Source organism: Pseudochrobactrum sp. AO18b (assembly GCF_000409565.1).
GTDB classification, from domain to species: Bacteria; Pseudomonadota; Alphaproteobacteria; order Rhizobiales; family Rhizobiaceae; genus Pseudochrobactrum; species Pseudochrobactrum saccharolyticum.
The window spans coordinates 1-3,436 of the sequence record NZ_ANNO01000344.1 but is presented as its reverse complement, the minus strand read 5'-3'; the positions used below and the strand labels follow the sequence as shown (position 1 = coordinate 3,436).

4 protein-coding genes are annotated in these 3,436 nt (G+C 53.1%); 2 read left to right on the top strand and 2 right to left on the bottom strand.

Features of this window, described 5'->3' with window-relative positions; all coding sequences use genetic code 11:
• Positions 1-13 precede the first annotated feature (13 nt).
• Both A918_RS0113570 and A918_RS0113565 read right to left on the bottom strand, forming a co-directional pair.
• Positions 14-715 carry an LrgB family protein gene (locus tag A918_RS0113570; protein WP_028233804.1) on the bottom strand — a complete coding sequence of 234 codons (702 nt, stop codon included), beginning with the start codon at positions 713-715 and terminating at the stop codon, positions 14-16.
• Between the two features lie 8 nt (positions 716-723).
• The gene (locus tag A918_RS0113565; protein WP_022711591.1) at positions 724-1,143 is read right to left on the bottom strand and encodes a CidA/LrgA family protein; all 420 of its coding nucleotides are present in this window, start codon (positions 1,141-1,143) and stop codon (positions 724-726) included.
• 106 nt (positions 1,144-1,249) lie between these two features.
• Between A918_RS0113565 and A918_RS0113560 the strand changes: the two genes are divergently transcribed.
• Together A918_RS0113560 and A918_RS0113555 are read left to right on the top strand one after the other, a co-directional pair.
• A complete protein-coding gene (locus A918_RS0113560; RefSeq protein WP_022711590.1) occupies positions 1,250-2,131 on the top strand; it encodes a LysR family transcriptional regulator in 882 nt (293 codons plus the stop codon).
• 194 nt (positions 2,132-2,325) lie between these two features.
• A partial coding sequence (locus A918_RS0113555) for an acyl-CoA dehydrogenase (RefSeq protein ID WP_371257524.1) occupies positions 2,326-3,436 on the top strand: 1,111 nt, incomplete at its 3' end.

Sequence of the window (3,436 nt, the reverse complement as noted above, 5' to 3'; positions counted from 1 at the left end):
GTCCCCTTTTTTATTACAACAAAATCCAGCGTATCAGCGGTGCGGCAAAGACATTGACCAGACCGACCAACACCATCACCAGACCGGCGATCGTGCCTTCTTCCTTACCCAATTGCTGGGCTTTGGCCACACCTGCACCATGCGCGCCCATGCCGAACAGAGCACCCCGGGCAAGGCCGGATTTCAACGGCAGGAAGCGCAATAAAGTATCACCGAGTGCTGCACCGATCACACCGGTGACAACCACAAACAGAGCTGTCAGGTTCGGAATACCGCCGATATCTTCCGACAAAGCCATGGCAAAAGGCGAAGTCACAGAACGCGGGATCAGGCTAAGACGCAGACTGCCATCAAGACTGAGCAGCGAAGCCAGCCCCCATGCCGAGAGAATGGCAACAGAACTGCCGACCAGCACACCAAACAACAGAACCGGCCAATATTGCCGGATGACTGCCCGTTGTTCATAAATCGGCACCGCAAAAGCAACGGTTGCAGGACCAAGCAGCATCACCAGCCAATGTGTTGCGCTATTATATTCCGCATAGCTGGTGCGCATCAGCAGCACTGCCGCAATCAGCAAAACCGGCGCGGCAATGAGCGGTGAAAACCAGACACGCGGCCAGCGACGGTAAAGCTTTTTCGCCAGCAGATAGAACAGGATCGTTGCCGCAGACCACAGCACCATCATTCCGAGTGCGGGGGTGAGATAGTCCATGATCCTGCTCATGATGAATGTCTCATCTTTTGCAAATGACGGCTCAGACGCAAACCCGCTTCAACTGCCAACGCGGTGGAGATCATAACAATGACCGTGCCCAGCAAAATAACCGCGAGAATTTTCAGACCCAGCAGACCGAAAAACTCATGGTGATCGAGTACGGCAAGAACCGCAGGGATAAAGAACAGCAGCATCTCTGCCAGATACCATTGCGCACCACGGCGCACGGTCAGCAGGTTCATACCGCCGGTCATCAAAAGTATGAATAACAGGAACAAGCCGATGACACTGCCCGGCACAGGCAGATGCGTTATTCTGGCGATACCCTCCCCCAAAGCCCAGAAACCGGCGATCAAAGCGATCTGGCCGATCCGGCTGTTTTGTACCCAATGGCGGACTCCTCCCGACATTTGAGCTGGAGACATTTTATGGCACTCTTTTCATGCAAATTAATTTTCTCCTTTATACGCCAACCCCATTCATGATAAAAATGAATTGATTGAATAGAATTAAGTCCCAATTGGAATAGCAATGGAACTGCGCACATTACGGATATTCGCCGAGGTTGTCCGCCAAGGCGGTTTCACACAGGCTGCCAAGACTGTTTTCCTCACGCAATCAGCTGTCAGCAAAGCCGTGCGTCAGCTTGAAGACGAACTTGGCGTGACCCTGCTCGACCGCAACGGTCATAAATCGGTGATGACCGATGCCGGTGAAGTGGTATTCCAACGCGCCTTACGTATGCTGGCAGAACAGGATGATCTAAAAACCGAACTGGCAGAATTGCAGGGACTGACCAAAGGTGTGCTGCGGCTCGGATTACCGCCGATCGGCAGTGACGCACTATTTGCACCAATGTTTGCGATTTACCGTCGTCTTTATCCCGGTATTGATATTCATCTTGTTGAACATGGCAGTAAAAAACTGGAAGATATGGTGCGCGACGGCGAAGTGGATCTTGGCGCCTCCCTCTTGCCTGCGCCTGATGAATTTGACTGGCAGAATGTCCGCAAAGAGCCGATTGATGTGCTGATCCCCGCTTCGCACCCGCTGGCCGATCAGCCCATTATTGCCTTGAAACAATTACAGGATATGCCGTTTATCCTGTTTGACAGTGCTTTTGCGCTCAATCCGATTATTCTGAATGCCTGTCGCAGTCAGGGCTTCACGCCGTCCATTGCCGCACGCTCCAGCCAGATTAATTTCATCATCGAGCTGGTTTATGCAGGGCTTGGTATCGGCTTTCTCCCGCGTCTGATTGCCGAACAACGGGTGCGCGACGGTGTCCGCCATATTACACTGACAGAACCCGATCTTTCATGGGACATGGCATGGGTCTGGCGGCGCGGCGCTTATCTGCCTCATGCGGCGCGTGCATGGCTGGAACTGGCAGCGCGTTTTCAGCACGGATAAGGGCTGACAGGCATTATTGTCAGGAAATTCAGGCTCGTTTCTCCCGAACCGTCTGATAAAACCGCACATATCCAAGCTGGGCATTGCCGAGTTGATGCGCAGAATTCATGACTAAAGTGCAAATAAGGGTTTGCAGTTTTGGGGTAGTCGTCTGAGAATGAGCCAAATTTTTCGGGAGATAGTAAATGAGTGACATGACAAAATTTTCATGGAGCGATCCGTTCCTGCTCGATGATCAGTTGTCTGATGATGAACGCATGATCCGCGATTCCGCTGCGGCTTTTGCCAAGAGCGAACTGCTGCCGCGCATTGAAGAAGCCTATCTTGAAGAAGCTGTGCAGCCTGAACTGTTCCGCCTGATGGGTCAGGCCGGTCTGCTCGGTGTGACATTGCCGGAAAAATACGGCGCGGCTGAAGCCAATTATGTTTCCTACGGTCTTGTTGCCCGCGAAGTAGAGCGCATTGACTCCGGCTATCGTTCGATGATGAGCGTGCAGTCCTCACTCGTGATCTACCCGATTTTTGCCTATGGTTCGGAAGAGCAGAAAGACAAATATCTGCCGGGTCTGGTATCCGGCGAGCTGATCGGCTGCTTTGGCCTGACCGAGCCTGATGCCGGTTCCGATCCTGCAGGCATGAAAACCCGTGCGGAAAAAACCGCGACCGGCTACAAGCTGCACGGCTCGAAAATGTGGATTTCCAACTCCCCGATCGCCGATGTGTTCGTTGTCTGGGCGAAATCCGTTGCCCATGACAATCAAATCCGCGGTTTTGTGCTTGAAAAAGGCATGAAAGGTCTGAGCGCACCGAAGATCGGCGGCAAGCTTTCCCTGCGTGCTTCCGTCACCGGTGAAATCGTGATGGACGGCGTGGAAGTCGGCGAAGATGCGCTGCTGCCAAATGTTTCCGGTCTTAAAGGTCCGTTCGGCTGCCTCAACCGCGCCCGCTATGGTATTTCCTGGGGTGTTCTCGGTGCGGCAGAAGATTGCTGGCACCGTGCGCTGCAATATGGCCTGGATCGTAAGCAGTTCAACCGTCCGCTGGCGCAGACACAGCTTTTCCAGAAGAAACTGGCCGATATGCAGACAGAAATCACGCTCGGCCTTCAGGGCTCGCTGCGTGTTGGCCGTCTGATGGATGACCATAAATTTGCACCGGAAATGATTTCGCTGATGAAGCGCAACAATTGCGGTAAAGCGCTCGACATCGCCCGTCAGGCTCGCGACATGCATGGCGGCAACGGTATTCAGATCGAATATCACGTGATGCGTCATTCGCAGAATCTGGAAACAGTGAATACCTATG

Bases quoted from the DNA above. Each gene is read 5' to 3' on its own strand.
- A918_RS0113570 (WP_028233804.1), bottom strand. From the start codon at position 715: ATGGACTATCTCACCCCCGCACTCGGAATGATGGTGCTGTGGTCTGCG.
- A918_RS0113560 (WP_022711590.1), top strand. From the start codon at position 1,250: ATGGAACTGCGCACATTACGGATATTCGCCGAGGTTGTCCGCCAAGGC.
- A918_RS0113565 (WP_022711591.1), bottom strand. From the start codon at position 1,143: ATGTCTCCAGCTCAAATGTCGGGAGGAGTCCGCCATTGGGTACAAAAC.